We start from the raw sequence: 22,976 nt of genomic DNA, 5'->3' as shown, positions 1-22,976 counted from the left end.
ACAGGGAGTCCGGGTATTCCGGATTTAAAATTTCATTTTTTTATGAGCGAAAACAACATTATTAACGAACAAAACGCTGAACAACAGGCTCCGCAGGCAGCTGCGGCTGAAACAGCGACACCAAAGGCTCCTGTAGTAGCTACTGCCCATGACGATTTCGATTGGAGCGTGGACAAGCGTAACGTTTCTTCTTACAGCAAAGAAGAAAAAGAAAAGTATGACGCAACTTACGACAGTACCTTCAAAGTATTTGAAGAAAACACGCTGCTGGGCGGTACTGTAGTAGGTATTACCAACACAGACGTAGTGATCAACATCGGTTTCAAATCTGACGGTCTGATCTCTCTGAACGAATTCCGTGACTTACCAGGCCTGAAAATCGGTGACGAAGTGGAAGTGCTGGTAGTAGAAAAAGAAGACCGCGATGGTAACCTGCACCTGAGCCGTAAACAGGCTCGCCAGAAACGTGCTTGGGAAAAAATCGTGGAAGTTTACAAAACAGGCGAAGTGGTTACTGGTACTGTTACCAGCAAAACCAAAGGCGGCTTGATCGTAGACGTTTACGGTATGGAAACATTCCTGCCAGGTTCTCAAATCGACGTGAAACCGGTTACCGACTACGACCAGTTTGTAGGCAAAACCATGGAGTTCAAGGTGGTGAAAGTAAACGAAACCATCCGCAACGCCGTAGTTTCTCACAAAGCGCTGATCGAAAGCGATATCGAACAACAAAGAGTGGACATCATCTCCAAACTGGAAAAAGGCCAGGTATTGGAAGGTACCATCAAGAATATCACCGACTTTGGTGCGTTCATCGACCTGGGCGGTCTGGACGGTCTGCTGTATATCACCGATATCAGCTGGGGCCGTATCTCCCACCCAAGCGAAGTGCTCCAGATGGATCAGAAAATCAACGTGGTTGTTCTGGACTTCGACGACGAAAAACGTCGCATAAGCCTGGGTTACAAACAACTCACTCCTCATCCATGGGATACTTTACCAGCTACTATCACCGAAGGTGCTAAAGTTAAAGGTAAAGTGGTTAACATCGAAGATTACGGTGCATTCCTGGAAATCATGCCGGGCGTAGAAGGTCTGGTACACGTTTCTGAAATCTCCTGGGCTTCTACTCCTATCAACGCTAAAGAATTCTTCAAATTAGGCGAAGAATACGAAGCAGTGGTAGTTACCCTGAGCAAAGAAGAGCGTAAAATGTCTCTGTCTATCAAACAACTGACAGAAGATCCATGGTCTACTATCGAAACTAAATTCCCTGTAGACAGCCGTCACAAAGGTATCGTGAAAAACATCACTCCTTATGGCGTGTTCGTTGAACTGGAAACAGGTATCGGTGGTATGATCCACATCTCCGACCTGAGCTGGATCAAACGTTTCAACCACCCATCCGAATACACTAAAGTTGGTAACGAAATCGACGTAGTGATCCTGGGTATTGATAAAGAAAACCGTAAACTCAGCCTCGGTCACAAACAGATCGAAGAAGATCCTTGGAACACTTTCGAAACTATCTTCCCGATCAACTCCGTACACGAAGGTACAGTTGTGAAGAAAGATGAGAAAGGTGCTACTGTTCAACTGCAATACGGCCTGGAAGCTTACGCTCCTGCCCGTCACCTGAGAACAGAAGACGAAAAACCAATCAACGTTGAAGACGTGAAAGAATTCATGATCATCGAATTCGATCGCAGCGAAAAACGTATCCTGGTTTCTCACACCAGAGTATGGGAAAAAGCACAGGCTGAAGAAAAAGAAGCAGTACAGAAAGAAAGAAAAGCTGAAGCTGACAAAACCCGTAAAGCAGTGAAAAACATTCAGGGTAAAGTAGAAAAAGCTACTTTAGGTGACCTGGGTGCTTTAGCTGAACTGAGAGAAAAACTGAAACAATCTGAAGGTGGCGAAGAAAAAAGCGCACAATAAGATCCAGTTTCATTAAATAATAAATCCCGTTCTGAGTAAAATCAGAACGGGATTTTTTTATGTGTTGATGGCATCATATTAATCCAGCATCGCCACCACCCGGGCAGGTGCAGCACTGGCTCCCTTTATTTTCAGCGGAAACACAGCCACTTTAAAACCAAAAGGTGGTAAAGCACCCAGGTTGACCAGCTGCTCCATATGACAATACTCCTTCTGTTGCCCTACCAGATGGGCCTGCCAGAAATAATCATCTTTTCCTTCTTTTTTTGCTTTGGCAGCCATGTACTTCAGCGGAAGATCAAAGCCCCACTGATCTATGCCCATCACCTTTACACCCTGGTCGATCAGCCAGTGCGTGGCTTCTGCACTCATACCCGTACCCCGCATCGGGTATTCCCGTGTGCCGATGTACTTGTCACGGCCGGTATGTATCAGCACAATTGTGCCCGGTTTGATCACAGCACCGGTTTGCTGCAGATTTTCCCGTATATCCGACAACGTTATCTCTTCTAAATCCGCCTTATGGGTCATATTGATCACTACTCCATCGCCATAACACCATTCCAGTGGTACCTGGTCGATGGTTTTGGCCGGCTGGCCATTTACTTCCGGCGCATAATGCCAGGGAGCATCAATATGGGTGGCAGCATGTACACCCATGCCCAGGATCTTGTCATCGGCCCATCCCTGGAAACCCTTGGGAAACAATTTCGCCGGCAGGCCCAGGAAAAAACGGATCAGCGGCCGGCTTTGCCGGTGCGGCTTGTGTTTGATCCGGATACGCATAAACCAGGGGTCCTGTTTGTTGTACTCGATGGTTTTCGAGAGATCAATGATTTTCATAAGTGATGATATAAAGGGGTTGTTGGTTGACGGATTTAGTGTTGCATTAGCAAGGTCAGCTGCTGGTCGTTGAATTGCAGCAACGAATCCAGTTTCATGTTGGCCAGCGCATAACGCGGATCCTGGCGGTTGTGTGGTTCCGGCACTACCACCGTGGTCATACGGGCAGCCTTGGCAGCCGTCATACCGGTTACGGAATCCTCAAAAGCGATGCATTCCAGCGGATCACTGTTGAGCGCCTTCGCACAGGCCAGATATACCGCCGGATGGGGTTTACCATAATCTTCAAACTCAGCAGAATACACTGCCTGGAAAGACTCCTTTATCTGAAGATGCCCCAGCACCGCTTCTATCAGCCGCAGGGGAGAAGAAGAAGCCAGCCCCATCTTGAAATTGCGCTCCCGGAAAAAATCCAGGATATATGTCAATCCCTCCATAGCACGGCCTTCTGCCATAATCTTCTGTGTTACGCTGTCAATGATTTCATTGGTCACCTGTTCGGCACTCTTGCCCTCCCATTTAAAGTAGTTGTGCCAGTAACTTACCACCTCACGGGTACGAAGCCCTGTTGTACGATGTGTTAGTTCTGGTGTGAGTGTTACGCCTACCGTTGCAAATACCTCCCGCATCGCAATGCCCCACAATGGCTCTGAGTCTACCAGCAGGCCGTCCATATCGAATATTACCGTGTTGATCATATGCATTTTTTCCGTCGCAAAGATAATAAGGGGATAAGGACGTGTGATAAATTCTAAGAAAAACAGGAAACTTTTCTTAGGATGCGCAGTTGTAATGAACGATACAAAGGCACCTTTCCGGCACTCATCCTGTATTTACAGGTGATTCATTTACATCCGGTTAATATTCGCAATTAGTAGTCATTGTAATTTTGTAGAATAACTTTTTGAATTTTAAAACACAGCAATAATGGCTAATAACATAATTACAGTAATCATTGCGCTGGTATTCATTTCCACAGTATTTATTCCTCTTATCAAAATTTTGAAAATTAGTTTATCTCATTTTAAAAAAATGAAAATTAAAATAGAAGTGGCGAAATTGTTGAGCTGGATTTGGATAGAAAGAATGACGTAAATACTGTAATTAGTTTTACAGATATATTTCCAGGTCTTAAATAGTATGTTTTTTGGCAAGAGCAAAACCCCAATTATCGTCTGCCAGGACATTTAAAAATAATATACTGCGCTCCTGAAGTGGCTTTTTAGCCCCCCCCTATACTGCCTTAACCCATAATAAAATGTTATACCGGATAAGCGGAGGTTATGGACCAATGAATGGTTTCATTATGTATTGTGTTGATAATTATTATTTTAGACCTATTCCAGCCACTGTCTTTATTTTTCACACTGCGCAACCGTGCTTCAGCTCCCCACAAATTTTTTTTGGAAAGATGACCCGCATTTCTATCTTTGTATTACTCTACTAAAATTATAGGGAATATGGATAATAAGGTGACGTTGATGAGCCACTCTGGTAATTGTTGTTGCAGTGCAACAGCAGCGGAACGCGTGTAGTATGCAACACAGATAAGTTTACACTAATCTCAGTTATACGAAAGCCTCCGCACATCGCGGAGGCTTTTTAGTAGACTTCCCGACCAAAATTGATCAAAGATTTTACCACCACCTGAAAATACTTTTTATGCAAAGCTTCAGAACAGAACTCGAAAATCCCATTGTAGAACAGGATATTATCGACCTGGAGAAAAAGATCCGCCTGTTCCGTGAAGGAGCGATTACAGATGAAAAATTCCGTAGCCTCCGCTTGGCGAGAGGGGTGTATGGTCAGCGTCAGCCCGGTGTGCAAATGGTGCGCATCAAATTACCCTATGGTAAAATGACCCTGCAGCAGTGGAAAAAAATTACAGAAGTATCTGATGAATATGCTACCAGCAACCTGCACCTGACTACCCGTCAGGATGTACAGATCCACTATGTGAGCCTCGAAAGAACACCGGAACTGTGGCATAAACTGGAAGAAGATGAGATCACCATCCGCGAGGCCTGCGGCAACACCGTCCGCAACGTAACTGCTTCCGACCGTGCCGGCATAGATCCTGAAGAACCATTTGATATTACACCATACGCAGACGCTACTTTCCGCTATTTCCTGCGCAACCCTGTCAGCCAGGAAATGGGACGTAAAATAAAAATCGCTTTCTCTTCTTCTGAAAAAGATACTGCCTGGGCTTTTATGCATGATTTCGGCATGATACCCAAGGTGAAAATCATCGACGGAAAAGAAGTGCGCGGCTTCAAAGTATTGGTAGGTGGCGGTTTGGGAGCACAACCCTTCCTGGCCAAAACGGCATATGAATTCCTGGAAACAGATCTGTTGATTCCTTATATCGAAAACGTACTACGGGTATTTGACCGCTATGGTGAAAGAACCAGCAGAAACAAAGCCCGTATGAAATTCCTCATCCAGAAAATAGGCATAGAGGAATTTGAACGCCTGGTAAAAGAAGAATACAAAGCGGTTAAAGTCAAAAGTGTACCGGTAGATGCCGATGCATGGGTACAAACAACACCACCGCCGGTGCCCGCTTCCTTACCGGCTTATAGCATCAAAAACCCTCAGAAATACGAGGCCTGGAAAAAGACCAACGTCTTCGAACAGAAACAAAAAGGTTATTACGGCGCTTATGTAAAAATCACACTGGGCAACATCGGCTCTGCTGTTAGCCGCCAGCTGATTGAAGCCCTGCGGCCGGTAATAGCCGACGATGTAAGGGTGACAGCCAATCAGGGACTGCTCCTGAAATATATTTTGCCTGAACATCTGCCTTATGTGTATAGCGCCCTGGAAGATGCAGGCTTTGCTGAACCAGGATTTGACAGCATCGCCGATATCACGGCCTGCCCCGGTACAGATACCTGCAACCTGGGTATCTCCAGCAGCACCGGTATCGCTAAAGTACTGGAATCCGTGATCACAGACGAGTTCCCGGATCTGATTTATAATAAGGACATCAAAATAAAGATCAGTGGTTGTATGAATTCCTGCGGCCAGCATGGTATTGCCAGCATCGGTTTCCACGGCTCTTCCCTCAAAAGCGGAGGTAAGGTGCTGCCGGCCCTGCAGGTACTCCTCGGAGGAGGTATCGTAGGCGATGGTGTTGGACGGGTGGCCGACAAGGTAATCAAAGTGCCCAGCCGCCGCGGCCCCGACGTATTACGCAGCCTGTTGCATGATTATGAAATCAACAGTCAGGAACACGAGCTGTTTAACGAATACTACGATCGTCGGGGTGAAAAATATTTCTATGAACTGCTGAAACCACTGGCAGACGTCAGCAGCCTCACCGCGGGCGACTTCATCGACTGGGGACAGGCAGAAGATTACGCTACCGCTATCGGAGTAGGAGAGTGCGCCGGTGTGATCATCGATCTGGTAGCCACCCTGCTGCTGGAAGCTGAAGAGAAACTGGATTTGTCTGCTGTAGCGCTCGCCAATGGCGCCTTTGCAGACGGCATCTACCATGCCTACTCTTCCTTTGTACAGGGCGCTAAAGCACTGCTGCTCGGTGAAGCAGTCAGCGGTAATACGCAGATCGGCATTATCAACGACTTTGAAAAACATTTCGTTGCTACCGGCAAGTTCAGCTTTGAAACAGATTTCAAAACATTGGTACTGCAGATTAACGCCAACGAGCCTACGGAAAGTTTTGCTAAAACTTACTTCCAGCAGGCACAATCTTTCTACAATGCAGCACAGGTTTACCGCCGTAAAAGCAGTGAACCGGTACAGGCATAATTGTTCATCACATTTAATACAACATCTCATGCAGCACATACAACCTAAACTTACATTGGTAGGCGCCGGCCCCGGAGACCCGGAACTGATAACCGTGAAAGGCCTGAAAGCTATACAGGAAGCCAGGGTAATCCTCTATGATGCCCTGTCCAGCAACGAATTGCTGGAATATGCTCCGGCCAGCTGCCTCCGTCGTTTTGTAGGTAAACGTGCCGGCATGCATGTTTATTCCCAGGATGAAATTAACCGCATGATTGTAAAATATGCACTCAGCTACGGCAGCGTGGTTAGACTTAAAGGAGGCGATTCCTTTGTGTTTGGCCGCGGTCAGGAAGAAATAGCCTTTGCCCAGCAATTTGGCATCACGGCAGAAGTAGTACCAGGTATTTCCAGTGCTATTTCTGTCCCTGGTGTCAACAAAATACCCGTCACCGCCCGCAACGTCAGTGAAGGCTTCTGGGTTATCACCGGTAACACCCGGCATGGCAACCTGTCCCGCGATCTGGACTACGCCATCCAGGCCAATACTACCGTGATCATCCTGATGGGAATGAGCAAACTGGCTGAAATAGCTGGTATCTTCAACGCCCGCGGTAAAGGAAATACACCGGCAGCCATCATTCAGAATGGTACCCTGCCTAATCAGCAGCTGGGAATGGGTAAAGTGTCTGACCTTGTGGAAATAGCTGCTGCCCATCAGCTGTGCAATCCCGCCATCATCGTGGTAGGAGAGGTAGTACGTTTCCATGAAAACTTCGCCGCCCTGCAAACAAGGATCGTTGATGAACTTAAAATTGCTGTATAATGGAAAATCAGTTATTCCCGGTATTTTTTAAGCTGAACCGCCTGCATGTACTGGTAGTGGGCGGTGGCAACATTGGACTGGAAAAAGCGCAGGCCATGCTGCAGAATTGCCCGGAAAGCAATATCACCATTGTGGCCCTCGATTTTCTTCCTGAGCTGGAGGAAATAGCGCGTCGTTATCCCAATGTGGAACTCATCCGCAAACCTTTTTCCTGTGGAGATCTGTTGGGTAAGGACCTGGTGGTCGCTGCCACCAATGACCATGCGCTCAATTATACGATCTGGGAAAAAGCCAAAGGTAGTAAGGTGCTGATCAATGTTGCAGATACACCGGAGCTCTGCGATTTTTACCTGGGCTCTATCGTACAAAAAGGCAACCTGAAAATAGCCATCTCCACCAATGGCAAATCACCTACTGTGGCCAAACGCCTCAAACAGGTGCTCCAGGACGCCCTCCCTGATACTCTCGATGATGTACTCAATAAACTCTATATTATCCGGGATAAACTGAAAGGTGATTTCACCGCCAAGGTGAAACAATTGAATAATATTACAGATGTATTAGTAAAACCAAATCACTGATGCATATGCAGAATAACCTATGCCAACTATACAATATTCTTTTGTTAACCCTTTAATACTTCCATTAATACCCTTGCCTGATTGTGATGGTCATCTTTGGCCCCGTAAACTAGTGTTACCCGATGGTGCAGGGCTTTTTTCCTGATCGCTTCCAGCATTGTTTGTTTCTCCTCATCGGCCAATTCATCCATATATTTTGTCCGGAACGCGGGATATTTTTCAGGTTCATGATTAAACCATTTCCGCAGTGTTTCGCTGGGAGCGATCTCTTTCATCCATTCGTCTACATGTGCACGCTCTTTGGTAAGGCCGCGCGGCCATAGCCGGTCTACTAGGATGCGGTAACCGTCACTTTCTGAAAATTCGTCATATACACGTTTGATCTGTAACATATCCCCATTAACCATTCCGTGGTGGGAAAAGTTTTACGTATTATCTTTACCGTTATGCAAAATAATCAGGAAATCATTAACGCTACAGTGGCGTATGTTAAGGCTACCCTGGAAGGGGCGGAGGGAGGTCACGACTGGTGGCATATTCACCGGGTATGGCGTCAGTCACGGCATATCGCTGCACAGGAATCCGTGGACATGCTGATCGTAGAGCTGGGTGCATTATTACATGATATTGCCGACTCCAAATTCCATAATGGAGATGAAAACATCGGGCCGGCAAAGGCTACTGCCTTTATGGAATCGCAGGGCCTTACTCCGGAAGTGATAGCGCATGTGGTGAATATCATCCGGTATATTTCCTTCAAAGGAGGATTCACTGACAAAACATTTTATTCTCCGGAACTGGGCGTAGTACAGGATGCCGACCGTCTTGATGCTATCGGCGCCATCGGTATCGCCAGGGCTTTCAGCTATGGAGGGTTTAAGAACCGGGCTATCTATGATCCCACTATTACTCCTAAACCGTCTGCGTCCAAAGAAGAATATAAAAACAATACAGCCCCTACCATTAACCATTTCTACGAGAAACTGCTGTTGCTGAAAGATCGCATGAATACCAACACCGGCAAACAACTCGCAGAAGAAAGACACCGGTTTATGGAGATTTTTCTGGAACAGTTTTACCGGGAGAACCGTGATTTATATGATACTGCTGATGTTCCTGATGGGCGGAAATAATTGTGAGGCGTGAAGAATGTCACTGATATATTTTAAATAAAAACGGCTGACCTGAGTCAGCCGTTTTTATTTATTTCTTATTACTATCTGTTTCCTGCTGCATCTTCGCTTCAATCTGCGCTTATCAGAAATATCAGCAGTATCAAATATATCAGCGGTTGCTGTTATTTATCAAAGAACAGTGCTTTCAGCTCATCAGCATCTTCCGGTTTCATTTTTCCACCGAGGATCAGACGAAGCTGGCGGCGGCGGAGTGCGCCTTCATATAATCTTTTTTCCTCTTCTGTGTCAGTGATGATGCTGGGAACAGGTCTGGAGTTGCCATTGGGGTCCAGGGCTACAAATGTCATAAAAGCTTCATTTGATTTGTAGCGGTATTGTTGCACCGGATCTTCTCCCCAAACACGCATATGGACTTCCATGGAGGTGTTAAAGGCACGGCTTACTTTTGCTTCGATATGTACTACGTTGCCCAGTTTAATGGGATTTTCGAATGAGATGTTGTCCACTGAAGCAGTAACCACGGGGGCGCTGCAATGTTTCATACAGGCCAGTGCAGCTGCGATGTCCATCCAGTACATCAGGCGGCCTCCCATGAGGTTGCCGAAAGTATTGGTATCATTGGGTAAAACCAGTTCCGTCATCTGTATGAGCGAGTCCTGCGCTCTCTTAGGCGTTAAAGTCATCTTTTATTTATGTGTTTCGGATATTTATGTATTTCGGACGCAAATTTACAGTATATATTACTAAGGAACGAAAAGCTTATCCGGGCCGCGGTGTGCAGATGCAGGTTTTTAACAAATAATTTCCATCACTTGAAAATTCTTTAAAACCCACTGTGGTTCAATGATAAGAGCTGAAGAGAAACCCTCAAAAATTAACAAACAAATAAAGCCACTGCGTAAAAAACTTGGGAGCGAAGCAAATTTGTGTAACTTTGCATGACCTCCGGAAGTAGTTTACTTGACAGGTATAACACCAAATGCAATCTGGCACTTCCTCCTTAATAGGTCAAGTATCTTTAGCTGAATTTTAGTTTTTATGGCAAAATATATCTTCGTTACGGGAGGTGTTACTTCCTCTTTGGGTAAAGGAATTATAGCTGCTTCGCTGGCAAAACTGTTGCAGGCACGCGGCTTTAGAGTGACTATTCAGAAGTTCGATCCATATATCAACGTGGATCCGGGAACGTTAAACCCTTATGAGCACGGGGAATGTTACGTAACAGAAGATGGCGCCGAAACCGATCTGGACCTGGGGCACTACGAGCGCTTCCTGAACACGCCTACTTCTCAGGCTAACAACGTTACTACTGGTCGTATTTACCAGACTGTTATCAACAAGGAAAGAGAAGGCGCCTACCTGGGCAAAACTGTACAGGTAATCCCGCACATCACCGACGAAATCAAACGTCGTATCCTCCTGTTGGGTAAAGATGGCAAATATGATATCGTGATCACTGAGCTGGGCGGTACCGTGGGTGATATCGAATCACTCCCTTATATCGAGGCTGTTCGTCAGTTGCAATGGGAACTGGGTGAAGAAGACTGTCTGGTAGTACACCTGACACTGATTCCCTACCTGCGTGCGGCTAAAGAACTGAAAACCAAGCCTACACAGCACTCTGTACGTTTGCTGAGCGAATACGGTGTGCATCCTGATATCATTGTATGCCGTACGGAAGAACCGATGTACCGCGATCTGAAGAAAAAAATCGCCCTGTTCTGTAATGTGCAGGTAGATGCGGTAATCGAGGCTAACGACGTGCCTACTATTTATGAAGTGCCATTGGAAATGATGCGCGAGAAACTGGATGTTTCCGTTCTGAAAAGACTGAACCTGCCAGTGGAAAAAGAGCCTGAACTGTCTAAATGGCGCGAATTCCTGGACAAACTCAAATATCCTAAATCCAAAGTGACCATCGGTCTGATTGGTAAATATGTAGAGTTACAGGATGCTTACAAGTCTATTCTTGAATCATTTATACATGCTGGCTCTCTCAATGAGTGCAAGGTGATTGTACAGAATATCCACTCCGAGCACCTTACACCGGAGAACGTATGTGAGAAACTGAAAAACCTCGATGGTTTGTTGGTTGCTCCCGGTTTTGGCCACCGTGGTATTGAAGGTAAAATCACAGCTATTCAGTATGCCCGCGAAAACAACCTGCCTTTCTTTGGTATCTGTCTGGGTATGCAGATGAGCGTGGTGGAATTTGCCCGCAACGTACTGGGTTGGAAAGATGCGCACTCCGTGGAAATGAACCCCGACACTGCACATCCGGTGATCAACCTCATGGAAGAACAGAAAAAAATCACCGCTAAAGGTGGTACCATGCGTCTGGGTGCTTATGCATGTGAGCTCAAACCAGGTTCCAAAGCTGCAGAAATCTATGGCGGCGCAGCGGTGATCAGCGAAAGACACCGTCACCGCTATGAGTTCAACAACGAATATCTCGAACAGATCGAAAAGGCGGGTATGATGCCTTCCGGTAAAAACCCGGAAAGCGGCCTCGTAGAGATGATCGAAATACCTGGACATCCGTTCTTCGTAGGGTCCCAGTTCCACCCTGAACTGAAAAGTACAGTGGAAAGCCCGGCACCGCTCTTTGTTTCCTTTATTAAGGCCGCCAAACAATACGCGGAAAACAAAAACGGTAAGACTAAACTGGCTGAGGAAAAAATCGCCCAGTAATATTTACGTATTTGATTTTTTTAATCTATATATTTAAAATGCAGCGGATTTTATTCGCTGCATTTTAAATATATAATCATTACATAACCAATGGTAGCGGTCATTTTCACCTGTATTAAAGTGGGTTTTACCTGCTTAACAGTGGTTTCACCTAAAAAGGGGTGTTCAAATGATAAATCCTGCTTACCTTTGCTGCCTAAATTTTAATTGCATTTCATGGATAGAAATTCGGTTATTGGGTTTTTACTGTTGGGTGTTTTACTGGTTGGATATATTTTCTTTAACCAGAAACAGCAGGTAAATATCGCCAAGGAGAAAGCCCGGCAAGATTCCATCGCTAATCTTAACAAGCCTAAAGCACCAGTTGCTGACTCTCTGACACTTGCGGGTAACGGTGGAACGCTGGATTCGGCTCACCAGGCCCAACTGGCCGGAGAATTCGGCCTTTTTGCCGCTGCTGCGGTAGCACCGGTGCAAACTACCGTTATGGAAAATGATGATGTAAAAGTCACTTTCTCCAATAAAGGTGGTCAGCCTGTTAGTGTTCAATTAAAAAAATTCAAGACTTCTGAAGGAGGTCCTTTAATGCTGGCACAGGGTTCTTTTAACCGCCTTTCCGTGGAAGTGCCTGCCAGCGCTAATAAAGTACTGAGCAGCTCCGACCTGTTTTTTACCGCTGGTCAGGTACAGAAACAGGCTGATGGCGCACAATCTATCAGCTATCGCCTGAACACCACCAACCCGGCTATCTACCTCGAGTTTGTATATTCCATCAAACCAGGTAGCTATATCGTGGATTATAATGTTCATGCGGTTGGTTTCCAGAACATCCTGCCAGGTAATCAGAACTACCTGACCCTGCAATGGAACAGCCAGAACGACAAACAGGAGCATGACATGGAGAACGAGCGCCTCAACAACCAGGTGCACTACATGTTCAGCAACGATAAACACGATTACTTCACCTTACAGCGTACCAGCCACGAAAAACTGGACAACAAGCTGAAATGGATCAGTGTTAAACAACAGTTCTTCAACACCACGCTGATCGCTAAAAACGGCAGTTTCGACGCGGCAGACGTGAACACCAAAGTACCGCAGAGCGGCAACATCGTAGGACAGGCATTTACTTCCCTGCAAATACCTTACAACCGCGCCAATGATTTCTCTTTCCCGATTGAAATCTACTACGGTCCTAACCACTACAAAACCCTGAAGTCTTTTGACCTGGGCCTCGAAAAGATCATCCCGCTGGGCTCTGGTATCTTCGCTTTTGTAAAATATGTGAACAAATGGATCATCATTCCGGTGTTTAACTTCCTGAGCGGATTTATCGGCAACTATGGTCTGATCATTATTCTTCTCACCATCTTCATCCGTCTGCTCATCGCTCCTTTCACCTACCAGAGCTATGTGTCTCAGGCCAAAATGAAAGTGCTGAAACCAGAAATCGACGAGCTGCGCGCCAAATACGGCGACGACCAGCAAGGATTTGGTGTAGAACAGATGAAACTGTTCAAAAGCGCCGGTGTAAACCCACTGGGTGGCTGTTTACCAGCCCTGTTACAGTTACCGATCCTGGTAGCGATGTACAGCTTCTTCCCGTCTTCCATCGAGCTGCGTCAGGAAAGTTTCCTGTGGGCTAAGGATTTGTCTACTTATGACTCTATCCTGAACCTGCCGTTCAACATACCTTTCTATGGTAACCACGTGAGCCTGTTCACCATTCTGATGACCATCACCAGCTTGATCCTGGCCTTCTACAATCGTGGTATGACCGATCAGAGCAATCCGGTGATGAAATACATGCCTTACATGATGCCTATCATGTTGTTGGGTATCTTCAACAGACTGGCTGCTGCACTGACCTTCTACTATTTCCTGTCCAACGTGATCAGTATCCTGCTGCAATGGGTACTGCAGACATTTGTCATCAACCACGCCAAAATCCACGCACAGATCCAGGAAAATAAAAAGAAACCGGTCAGCAAATCCAAATGGCAGGAGAAGCTGGAAGAGGTACAACGCCGCCAGCAGTCAATGCAACAACAACAGAAGAAGAAATAGTTTTCTGTCTGATATAGTAATTAATTAGTGAGAGCCCTCAGCAATTATGCTGGGGGCTTTTGCTTCAACCCGATAGTGAATATGAAGAAAAGCTTGTTATTGATGTTGCTGGCAGGTGGAATGTCAGCGGCCTATGCGCAGGACACCATTCCGAATGCAGTCAGCATTCAGCAGACCGTTAATTATCTCGCCTCCGACAAACTGAAAGGAAGAGGTACCGACGAAAAAGGTGGAAGAACAGCCAGCCGTTATGTGGCCCGGCAGTTTAAAAAACTGGGCCTGAAGCCGGTGAATGGCAACAGTTATTTCCAGGATTTTACTTTCGACCGGAATGCCCATAAAAATATTCCCAGCCGTAACGTATTGGCATTGCTGGATAACGGTGCCGCCCGTACGATCATCATTGGCGCTCACTACGATCACCTGGGTACTGCTGGCCTGTTTGATGGTAAATATCCCATTGGACAGATCCACAACGGCGCTGATGACAACGCTTCCGGAGTGGCAGGCCTGCTCGAACTGGCACGTCATTATGTGAAAAATGCCGGAAAAGAGCCTTTTAACTTCCTGTTTATTGCTTTTGGAGGGGAAGAGCTGGGCCTGCAGGGTTCTAAATACTATACCGCCCACCCATTGATGCCGCTGGATAAAGTACATTTTATGCTGAACATGGATATGATTGGCCGGTACAATCCTGAAAGAGGCATTGGTATTGGTGGTTTCGGCAGTGCGCAGGAGTGGCCGGAAGTATTTAAGGACGTGCAGCAACCGGGCATTAAATATTTCACAGACGCGGCCGGCAAAGGGGCTTCCGACCATCACAACTTCTATATGAACAAGGTGCCGGTCCTGTTTTTCCATACCGGCGGGCATGACGACTACCATAAGCCGACGGATGATGCCAATAAGTTACAGGCTGCTGCAGAAGCGGGAATCCTGCAACTGGGCATACAGCTGATCAACAGGGCGATGACATTTGGTGAATTACACTATGTAGGCGAAAAATAATCAGTCGACTGGTTCTACCTCATACAAGGGGCTGAACAGATAAATACGTTTAGACGCTACCTCTTCACAGCGGTAGCGTTTTCTTATTCTTTCCCCTTTGCGGAAGATGCGGCCGTCTTTGGTTTTAAAGAGCTGGTTCGGTGGAAGTTGTTCTACTAGAAAATGAGTTTCTTTTTTGGCATCGTAATTCCGGAGTACCCGCATGAGGTTTTCATCGGAGCAGGAACTGGCAGCGGGATTCATCATGCTTTTCCGGACGGCCTGCTCTACATCATGCGGGAGGTAATTTTTTCCCACAAAATCACGCAGGATGACGGAATATTCGTGTTTCCATTCTTTTCCATGTGCCAGTACCCGGTTAGCGTATTTGTTGAAGGTGGTGAGATGAGCGATTTCGTGGAGCAGGGTAAGGAGAAAAGAATATTTGTTCAGCGATCCGTTGATGCTGATACGGTGTCCTTTTCCATTTCCGTCTGGATGACGGTAGTCACCCAGTATGCTTTGCCTTTCGCGCGTGATGGTAAGGTGCACTTTGTACATGTGCAGAAATTCCATCACCTGCTCAAAGGTGCCATCGGGTAAATAGGACGCTAATGCATGCAGAGGCGCCTCTTTTTTCACTACAACTACTTTTTAAGCCTGGTAAGCCGGAAGAGGCTCCATGTTTCAAATACAGTATACACGAGGTAGAACGACAACAACATAAAAATTGTCGGTTTGTTGACATTCGGCCGGTAGCTCAGCACGTATATGGCAATGCCAATTACGCACAGCATTAGTTTGCTGAGGGTGGAGCCGTATACAGCCCGTATAAATGCGTTGTTGTTGGAAGAAGCGAGCCCTTTACGGCTCATGAGGTAGGAGACCAGGGTGATCAGGGCCATAGCCAGGTTGCCAGCCATCAGCACGTACACATGTGCGCCGATGTCCAGCAACCGGGGCTTGAAAAATATGATCAGGCCGTTAAAAACTCCAAAAACGAAAAATAATCTGATTAAAAATCTATCGCTCATTACCGACGGGTGTCTTTTATAATTTGCCACAAAAGTATGGCTAAAGCCAATAAAGAAAAAATGATCAGGAATACAGGAAACCGCCAGCCAATTTTCTGGTCCAGTTTGTACCCTGCAAATACGCCTAATCCTAATGTGGCCATCATCTGAAACGCCAGCCCGGCATAGCGTAGTAACGGATTACGATTATTCGGCTTCCTGGAGGACGGATTTTCCATGTTTATTGTTTTCAGGCACCTCATCGCCCATGTAGCAGCGACCATTGAACTTGGCGCTAGGCTCCATTTCAAAATGAGCGGTGTATACATCGCCTTTTACAAGCGCATTCCCTTTCAGGAACAGCAGTTCGTCCACTCTGATAATACCGGTCACCTTACCCAGGATGTCTGCACTCTGACATACCAGGTCGCCGATAATATCACCTTCCGGACCTACTACAATCTTAGCTTTGGTTGATACCAGTCCGTTTACTTGTCCATCTATACGGATATCACCCTCGCATACGATATCTCCCTGGATAGTAGTGCCACTGCCGATAATGTTCACAGTGGAAGTTGGTAACATGGTCTTGTTGTCACCCTTAGAGTTTGATTTGTTATTAAACATAGGTTTTCAGGTTTTTCAGCTTTAATGATGTAAGATAATTAAAATATGTAATTATTTAGTTGTTTGACTATTGGTTACTAGTGGATATGGAATACCCCGAACAATCAATTAAACAATTCCCGATGACTGTAATTCTCCAATAAAGACTTAATACGTGCTATTGTCTACTTTGGGCACTTTTAGAATAGTAGTGTCCAATTGACCCGTGAAATCCCCGTTGATGACCTGTTTGATGTTTTTCAGGTAAAGGTCTCTTTGATTAATGGCTGTTTCCAGAGAGTCGGCCCTCATTTTCAGATGGATAAACTCCTTGCGCTGTTTCAGGTCTCCATAGCCTGGGATATAGTATCGTAATGGTGTAAATACAATGGTTGCCACTGTAATGGCCACCAGTAACACAAACAGGGTGCTCAAAGCGATATAAACACTCATTCTGGATAGTTTAAAGGACGTAACTTCTTCGTAGGTATCGTCATTCATAATTACCAAACGGTACTTATGACTCAGTTTTTCCAGGTTTCTTCTGTTGTTTTTTTTCCCCTTCTTCGCCATGATTAGGTAGTACTTGTAGAGATTTATTCGTTTTCAGGCGGCTAAAGTTAATCAATCCCACCAATTGATCCACTATTTTATCATATCTTTAAAATATTTTTTCAAACAAACAGTTATATAATAGAGCCTATACACCCTGGCATACATGAATTGCTATAAATCGCTACGTCGTTATCCGGTTTTATTTTTTTTATCGTTGTGCATAGGATCTCCGGCGGTTATGGCACAAATCAAGCCCCGTAATCCGGCACAACAGCAGCCATCGCAGCAGCAACCGCAGCCCCAGAGCAATCAGGCTAACAAGCCGGTTGTCAAACCCCTCTTTAAACCCAAAGAGCGTGTGGTACAGGACCGTCGTCCCCCGTCTGAAGTGATGCTGGAAAAAAAGCCCTGGAATTTTAAGCGCAAGTTCTTCCAGAACCTGGCGACCCGTTATAACTATTATTTCCACGCCCGGGTAAAACTGGATAAAGTAGTGAAAACCGTCAACCGCGACGGTCAGGATAATTATAACGTATTACTGCCGTTTTATCCTACCACCCTGCAAAGCAAAGGGTATAGCAAAACAGAACTCGACTCTGTTATCGAAAAAACCAATATGGCCATCCAGCTCCACGACCCCAGAGGGAAGTGGATAGATGACTGTTTCCTGCTGATGGGCCGAGCCTATTTCTATGAAGGAGACCTGGAAAATGCCAATAAAACCTTCCAGTATATCAACCTCACCTTCGCTCCCCGGAAAAAATCCGAATATAAAACCGTGGTAGGCGCCAGTGAAAATGATCATATCTCCATCGCTTCCAGAGAAAAAAGAAAAGGTTTCTTTGGCCGCTTCAAACATATATCTGCCCGTAACGATGCCTTTCTCTGGAGAGCCAAGACCCTCCTCGAACAGAAAGAATACGACGAGGTACAGGCCCTGCTGAATATCCTCAGTACAGACCCCAATTTCCCGCACCGCCTGGACGGCGGCCTCGCGGAAGTGCGCGCCTATAGCAACTATATCCAGGGCAGATACCCTGAGACGATAGAACCGCTGAAAATGGCCATCGATAAAAGCCGCGACCGGGTAGCTAAAGCCAGGATGTCTTTTATCCTCGGTCAGCTCTACCTGCAGCAACAGCACCCTGATTCCGCCATGGAGCAGTTCAGAGATGTAATCAGCCGCAAACCGGACCCCATGATGGACTTCCAGTCCCGCATCCAGATCGCTAAAATCAATGCGAAAAAAGAAGGGGGCCTGGCCCAAAGCCAGGAAGGCCTGCGGCATATGCTGAGAAAAGAACGCTTTACCCATTTCCGCGACGCGATCTACTATACCATGGGCACTCTCGCTTATCCAGCTGATGCAGAAGCAGCACTGGGATACCTTCAGAAGTCCCTCAAGGCAGGTGGTGATAATATGGTGCAGCGTACCCTCACCTACAAAGGCATCGCAGATATCTACTACGACCAGCGCCAGTACCTGGACGCCAAAAAATATTACGATAGTACCGCCGGTGCCATGACACCCGACTTTGTCGATGCAGCCAATGTCAATGTCCGTAAGGCAGTGCTCACAGACGTAGCTGCCAAGCTGGCCATTATCCGCCGGGAAGACAGTCTGCAGCGCATCGCCGCCATGCCCGAATCCGACCGGAATATCTTCCTCGCCAAAATGGCCGCTACCCTGAAAACAGCTGCCGCCGAGAAGAAAAAAAATGATGCCATGCAGGCCGCCAATCCGTACGACAATCCCACCTTCGGGATGAACAACAACGGCGCCTACAACCCCAAAGAAGAAAAAGGGGACTGGTACTTCTATAACCAGGGCAGCAAGTCGGCCGGATACTCCGAATTTAAACGCCGCTGGGGTAACAGGGCCGTAGGGGATAACTGGCGCCGCAGCCAGACCGGCACCATCAACCTGGCTAATAACAACAACGCCCCCACGGAAACTACCGGCCCCACCGCCACGACACCGGAAAATCTGCCCCCGGACAGTATTACCGGCGAACGGCTGGCACAAGGCCTCCCACTGACACCTGAGAAATTGAATGCTTCCCGCAAACTGGACCAGGATGCCCGTTTTGACCTCGGCAAGCTGTATTACGATAAACTCGAAAATTATCCGCTGGCCATAGAAACATACGATTCCCTGCTGCTCAAATACCCCGACCATCCGCGTAAACCGGAGATTTTATACTCCCTCTACGTATGGCACGGAAAACTGAACCACGCAGCGGAAGTCGCCCGCTACAAAGACCTGATACTGAAACAGTACGCCAATACCAACTACGCGGATATTATCCGCTCCGGTGGTAACAGGGATGTGGACCTGGCCAGAAAAAAAATCATCAGCGCCACCTACGATTCTGCCTATACGGCTTTCCGTGATGGAGACAACGCTACTGCTCTGGCTATTAAACGCCGTGCTGATTCTACCTATGGTGTTAATTTCATGCAGAGTAAATTCGACCTGCTGGAAGCCATGGTCCTGGTGAAATCAGACACGCTGATCGGCGTAGACTCTACCCAGGCTTCCCGTAAGGTGATTGTGGCAGTGATGAACAAATATCCCGGTGATGAAGGTGTCCGCCGCCAAACGCAGGCTCTCCTGGACGCACTGGACCACCGCAATGAGCTGGTTAACTACCTCGCGAAGCTGGAAATCAAAAAAGATGTGAATGGAGCCCCGATGGTAGATGAAAATATCTCCATGCGTTATCCCTGGCAAAATCCGCAGCCGGTGCTCGTAGATAAACTCAACGCCGCCAAAGCTGCTGCAAAACTCGATTCTGCCCGCATCTCCGATAAAATAGCCGGTGTGGTGCCTAACGCTCCGATTGCAACTGTGGCGCCGCCCAAGCCGATAACACCGTATAAACTGTCTGCCGCCAACCCCCACTTTGTGGTGCTGTCTTTCCAGCGCGTTTCCAAAGAGCTGATGGATGAAGGCCTGAACCAGTTTACCCGATACAATGCCTCCAAACATGCTACCGATAAAATAGAAGTGGGCAGTTTTGTATTGTCACCTTCTGAAACAATGCTTATTTTCCGCTTATTCCCGAACGAAGACAAGGCACTGAACTATTTCGATGAAATCCGCGAAGAGGCTTCCACGAATATTATTCCACGGATCAGGCCGTCTGAGTACTCCATATTTGTGATCTCCCGGGATAATTTCATTCTGCTCAACAGTACTAAAGACCTTATCGGTTACCGGAAGTTTTTTGCAGATAATTATGTAACACAATAATATATAGCGATTTATACCAGTACAGCGGGCTTTGCCGGAATAATGGAATGTTAAATCCGAAAGCCTGCTGTACCGAAATCATTAAATCTCTAAATATTTAATAGATTTGTGGGTCAAACTGTTAGTAAACAGGCCTGTTTATTGCTGTTAGAGGCCTTTTATTAAAAACTAATTTTAACAGCCAACGATAGGTCACTGTCCAATTTAAAGCGGCGGTAGCCCGCAAAACAAATTTATATAGCGCATGAAAAAATCGGTGAAAATATTATGGCGTGTAGCGTTTGGTATTTTAGCACTGTTCGTTCTTTTAATTTTATTGGTCAATTTCCGGGTCATTGGCAATATGCCTTCGATGGAGGAGTTGGAGAACCCGCGCGCAGCGCTGGCTTCAGAAGTGATCGCTGATGACGGAACTATTCTGGGTAAATACTATCAGGTAGACCGCTCTAGCAGCGATTATAATGAGATCTCCAAAAATGTGATCAATGCTCTGATTGCAACGGAAGAAACCCGTTTTTACCAAAACTCCGGTATCGACGCCAAAGGCACCATGGCCATTCCCTTCTATCTGCTGATCGGGAAAAAAAGAGGTTCCAGTACTATCACTCAACAGCTGGCCCTCAACCTGCAGGCAGACAACCTGGGTAAACAACGTGCCACCAATCCTTTAAGCAGGGCTTTTCAGAAACTGCAGGAATGGATCATCGCCGTTAAACTGGAAAGAAACTTCACCAAACAGGAGATTCTGACCCTGTATCTCAACACTGTAGCTTTCGGTGACAACGTATATGGTATCGAAAACGGAGCCCGTACTTTCTTCAGTAAAGATGCCGGCCACCTGTCTATCGAAGAGGCTGCCATTCTGGTTGGGATGCTGAAGGGTAACACATTGTACAACCCTCGCCGTAACCCGCAGATGGCCCTGGCCCGTCGTAATACTGTAATCGACAACATGGTGGATGCCAACTTTATCACATCTGCCGAAGCCGCTGCTGCCAAAAGCAAACCCATTGTATTACACTATAACAAAATAGACCATAACAAGGGATTGGCTCCCTACTTCCGGGAAGTGCTGCGTGATGAGGTGAAAACCTGGTGTAAAAATCACAACAAAGCCGATGGTACACCGTATAACCTTTATCGTGATGGTCTGAAAATCTATACTACCATCAACCCGCGTATGCAGTTGTATGCAGAAGAAGCAGTGGCCCGCCACCTGCAGACGCTGCAGAAATACCTGTCCAGCCAGCATGATGTGAAATCCGGCAGCGTATGGAAAAAATGGCCACAGTACCTCGACAAATACACCAAAGAGTCTGATCGTTATAAGGCCATGAAAGACGATGAGGCTTCTGATGAAGAAATCACCAAAGCATTCAACACCCCTACCAAAATGAAGGTGTTTGCCTGGAAAAGTTTCTCAGAACCTGATCTGAATGAAATGGACACTGTCATGACGCCGCTGGACTCCATTAAATATATGCGTGCCGTATTACAGGCAGGCTTTATGGCTATGGACCCGGAAAGCGGAGAGGTGAAAGCCTGGGTAGGCGGACCGGATTTCCGTTACTTTAAAAATGACCACGTAGCGAAAACCCGCCGTCAGGTTGGTTCTACCTTTAAACCATTCCTGTATTGCTTTGCTATCATGAATGGTATGTCGCCTAGTACCATGCTGCCTAATGAGCCTATCACCATTGGCAACTGGACACTGACCCGCAACTCCGAAGGAAGTGTAGGTGGAAGTATTTCCATGGCAGGTGCGCTGGCCAGGTCACTCAACCTGGTATCGGCTTACCTGATCAAACAAATCGGCGCCAAAGCTTTTGCAGACTTTGCACAGAATAAGATAGGTTTCACCAGCAAAATTGAACCGTATCCTTCTATTGCGCTCGGGGTTTCCGAAATATCCCTGTATGAAATGCTGCAGGCTTACACCATGTTCCCTGCCAGAGGTATCAATACCAAACCGATTTATATCACCCGCATCGAAGACCGATATGGTAATATCCTGGAAACATTTGCTCCGGTAAAACGTGAAGTGATCAGTGAGAAGGAATCCTATACCATGGTGAAAATGATGGAAGGCGTATTACAGCCCGGCGGTACCGGTGCCCGTATGCGCGGCACCTACAAAATGCAGGGAGAAATGGCCGGTAAAACCGGTACCACCAACGATAACACTGATGGCTGGTTTATCGGTTACACCCCCAAACTGCTGGCGGGCGCCTGGGTAGGTTGCGAAAACAACTTTATCCATTTTGCTACCACCGGTATCGGACAGGGTGCTAATACCGGTTTGCCGATCTGGGCCTACTTCATGCAAAAGGTATATGCAGATAATACCCTGAAAGTCAGTGCTGCCGATAAATTCCCGATTCCGGCCAACATGACCGATGAGACGTATTCCAACTTCGATACTAACGTGAAGCCAGGTGCTGAAGCTGAAGATATCGGCAATGGTTCTGAATCTGACTATAATTCCGGCGCCGGCGTAGAAGATATGTATGCTCCGGCAGACACCAAGCCTGCTCCTCCGGAAACGACGAAACCGAAAGATGAAAAGCCGGTAGCGCCGAAGCCTAAAGATGATAATAAAGGAATACCTGCTACCCCTCCCAAAGCAGTATATCCTCCAAAAAGAGATAGTTAAGAAAAAAGCGGATTACCCCTGGTAATCCGCTTTTTTTATGCCGTTTATCCAATATCCCGATAGGATTA

Annotated in this window: 19 protein-coding genes; 10 read left to right on the top strand and 9 right to left on the bottom strand. The window is 46.6% G+C overall.

All coding sequences use genetic code 11. From position 1 onward, the window contains the following. The first annotated feature begins 42 nt into the window (after positions 1-42). Positions 43-1,938 carry a 30S ribosomal protein S1 gene (rpsA, locus tag DF182_RS07125; RefSeq protein ID WP_113614958.1) on the top strand — a complete coding sequence of 632 codons (1,896 nt, stop codon included), beginning with the start codon at positions 43-45 and terminating at the stop codon, positions 1,936-1,938. Positions 1,939-2,016: 78 nt separating this feature from the next. Here the strand turns inward: rpsA and DF182_RS07120 are convergent, their stop codons facing one another. Together DF182_RS07120 and hxpB are read right to left on the bottom strand one after the other, a co-directional pair. Continuing rightward, positions 2,017-2,781 (bottom strand): cyclase family protein, encoded by a 765-nt coding sequence (locus DF182_RS07120; RefSeq protein WP_113614957.1) that lies wholly within the window; start codon positions 2,779-2,781, stop codon positions 2,017-2,019. Between the two features lie 35 nt (positions 2,782-2,816). Then, complete coding sequence (gene hxpB, locus DF182_RS07115) at positions 2,817-3,479, bottom strand: hexitol phosphatase HxpB (protein ID WP_161964080.1); 663 nt, start codon at positions 3,477-3,479, stop codon at positions 2,817-2,819. Between the two features lie 964 nt (positions 3,480-4,443). On the opposite strand from hxpB, the gene DF182_RS07110 reads away from it, so the two are divergent. From DF182_RS07110 to DF182_RS07100, 3 genes are read left to right on the top strand one after another with little or no spacing between them, the layout of a single operon-like run. Continuing rightward, the gene (locus DF182_RS07110; protein WP_113614955.1) at positions 4,444-6,558 is read left to right on the top strand and encodes a nitrite reductase; all 2,115 of its coding nucleotides are present in this window, start codon (positions 4,444-4,446) and stop codon (positions 6,556-6,558) included. Positions 6,559-6,586: 28 nt separating this feature from the next. Continuing rightward, positions 6,587-7,363, top strand: coding sequence for a uroporphyrinogen-III C-methyltransferase (cobA, locus tag DF182_RS07105; protein WP_113614954.1), 777 nt, complete (start codon positions 6,587-6,589; stop codon positions 7,361-7,363). Further along, complete coding sequence (locus DF182_RS07100) at positions 7,363-7,944, top strand: precorrin-2 dehydrogenase/sirohydrochlorin ferrochelatase family protein (protein ID WP_113614953.1); 582 nt, start codon at positions 7,363-7,365, stop codon at positions 7,942-7,944. The genes cobA and DF182_RS07100 overlap by 1 nt, the downstream gene beginning before the upstream one ends. A gap of 44 nt (positions 7,945-7,988) precedes the next feature. Here the strand turns inward: DF182_RS07100 and DF182_RS07095 are convergent, their stop codons facing one another. After that, complete coding sequence (locus DF182_RS07095) at positions 7,989-8,336, bottom strand: DUF488 domain-containing protein (protein WP_113616800.1); 348 nt, start codon at positions 8,334-8,336, stop codon at positions 7,989-7,991. A gap of 54 nt (positions 8,337-8,390) precedes the next feature. On the opposite strand from DF182_RS07095, the gene DF182_RS07090 reads away from it, so the two are divergent. Continuing rightward, a complete protein-coding gene (locus DF182_RS07090) occupies positions 8,391-9,077 on the top strand; it encodes an HD domain-containing protein (protein ID WP_113614952.1) in 687 nt (228 codons plus the stop codon). A 164-nt stretch (positions 9,078-9,241) separates the two neighbouring features. Here the strand turns inward: DF182_RS07090 and DF182_RS07085 are convergent, their stop codons facing one another. Next, positions 9,242-9,763: an acyl-CoA thioesterase gene (locus tag DF182_RS07085; protein WP_113614951.1), complete on the bottom strand. Its 522-nt coding sequence runs from the start codon at positions 9,761-9,763 to the stop codon at positions 9,242-9,244. A 355-nt stretch (positions 9,764-10,118) separates the two neighbouring features. On the opposite strand from DF182_RS07085, the gene DF182_RS07080 reads away from it, so the two are divergent. From DF182_RS07080 to DF182_RS07070, 3 genes are all read left to right on the top strand, one after another. Beyond that, complete coding sequence (locus DF182_RS07080; RefSeq protein ID WP_113614950.1) at positions 10,119-11,771, top strand: CTP synthase; 1,653 nt, start codon at positions 10,119-10,121, stop codon at positions 11,769-11,771. A gap of 216 nt (positions 11,772-11,987) precedes the next feature. Beyond that, a complete protein-coding gene (gene yidC / locus DF182_RS07075) occupies positions 11,988-13,838 on the top strand; it encodes a membrane protein insertase YidC (RefSeq protein ID WP_113614949.1) in 1,851 nt (616 codons plus the stop codon). Between the two features lie 81 nt (positions 13,839-13,919). Then, entirely contained in the window at positions 13,920-14,846 is a 927-nt protein-coding gene (locus DF182_RS07070; protein ID WP_113614948.1) for a M20/M25/M40 family metallo-hydrolase, read from the top strand. Here the strand turns inward: DF182_RS07070 and DF182_RS07065 are convergent, their stop codons facing one another. From DF182_RS07065 to DF182_RS07045, 5 genes are all read right to left on the bottom strand, one after another. Further along, complete coding sequence (locus DF182_RS07065) at positions 14,847-15,467, bottom strand: SprT-like domain-containing protein (RefSeq protein ID WP_113614947.1); 621 nt, start codon at positions 15,465-15,467, stop codon at positions 14,847-14,849. 5 nt (positions 15,468-15,472) lie between these two features. Then, complete coding sequence (locus tag DF182_RS07060; protein WP_113614946.1) at positions 15,473-15,859, bottom strand: hypothetical protein; 387 nt, start codon at positions 15,857-15,859, stop codon at positions 15,473-15,475. Then, entirely contained in the window at positions 15,859-16,077 is a 219-nt protein-coding gene (locus tag DF182_RS32840) for an AtpZ/AtpI family protein (protein ID WP_113614945.1), read from the bottom strand. The genes DF182_RS07060 and DF182_RS32840 overlap by 1 nt, the downstream gene beginning before the upstream one ends. Further along, positions 16,046-16,465, bottom strand: coding sequence for a bactofilin family protein (locus DF182_RS07050; protein ID WP_113614944.1), 420 nt, complete (start codon positions 16,463-16,465; stop codon positions 16,046-16,048). Before DF182_RS07050 ends, DF182_RS32840 begins: the two co-directional genes overlap by 32 nt. A 147-nt stretch (positions 16,466-16,612) precedes the next feature. Continuing rightward, positions 16,613-17,017: a hypothetical protein gene (locus tag DF182_RS07045; RefSeq protein WP_113614943.1), complete on the bottom strand. Its 405-nt coding sequence runs from the start codon at positions 17,015-17,017 to the stop codon at positions 16,613-16,615. A gap of 220 nt (positions 17,018-17,237) precedes the next feature. Here DF182_RS07045 and porW point away from each other — a divergent pair, with 220 nt between their 5' ends. After that, positions 17,238-20,255 (top strand): type IX secretion system periplasmic lipoprotein PorW/SprE, encoded by a 3,018-nt coding sequence (porW, locus tag DF182_RS07040; RefSeq protein ID WP_161964079.1) that lies wholly within the window; start codon positions 17,238-17,240, stop codon positions 20,253-20,255. Positions 20,256-20,499: 244 nt separating this feature from the next. Further along, entirely contained in the window at positions 20,500-22,908 is a 2,409-nt protein-coding gene (locus DF182_RS07035; protein WP_113614941.1) for a transglycosylase domain-containing protein, read from the top strand. Positions 22,909-22,976: the final 68 nt, after the last annotated feature.

This window comes from Chitinophaga flava, assembly GCF_003308995.1.
Classification (GTDB): Bacteria; Bacteroidota; Bacteroidia; order Chitinophagales; family Chitinophagaceae; genus Chitinophaga; species Chitinophaga flava.
This window is presented reverse-complemented; position numbering and strand designations above follow the sequence as displayed.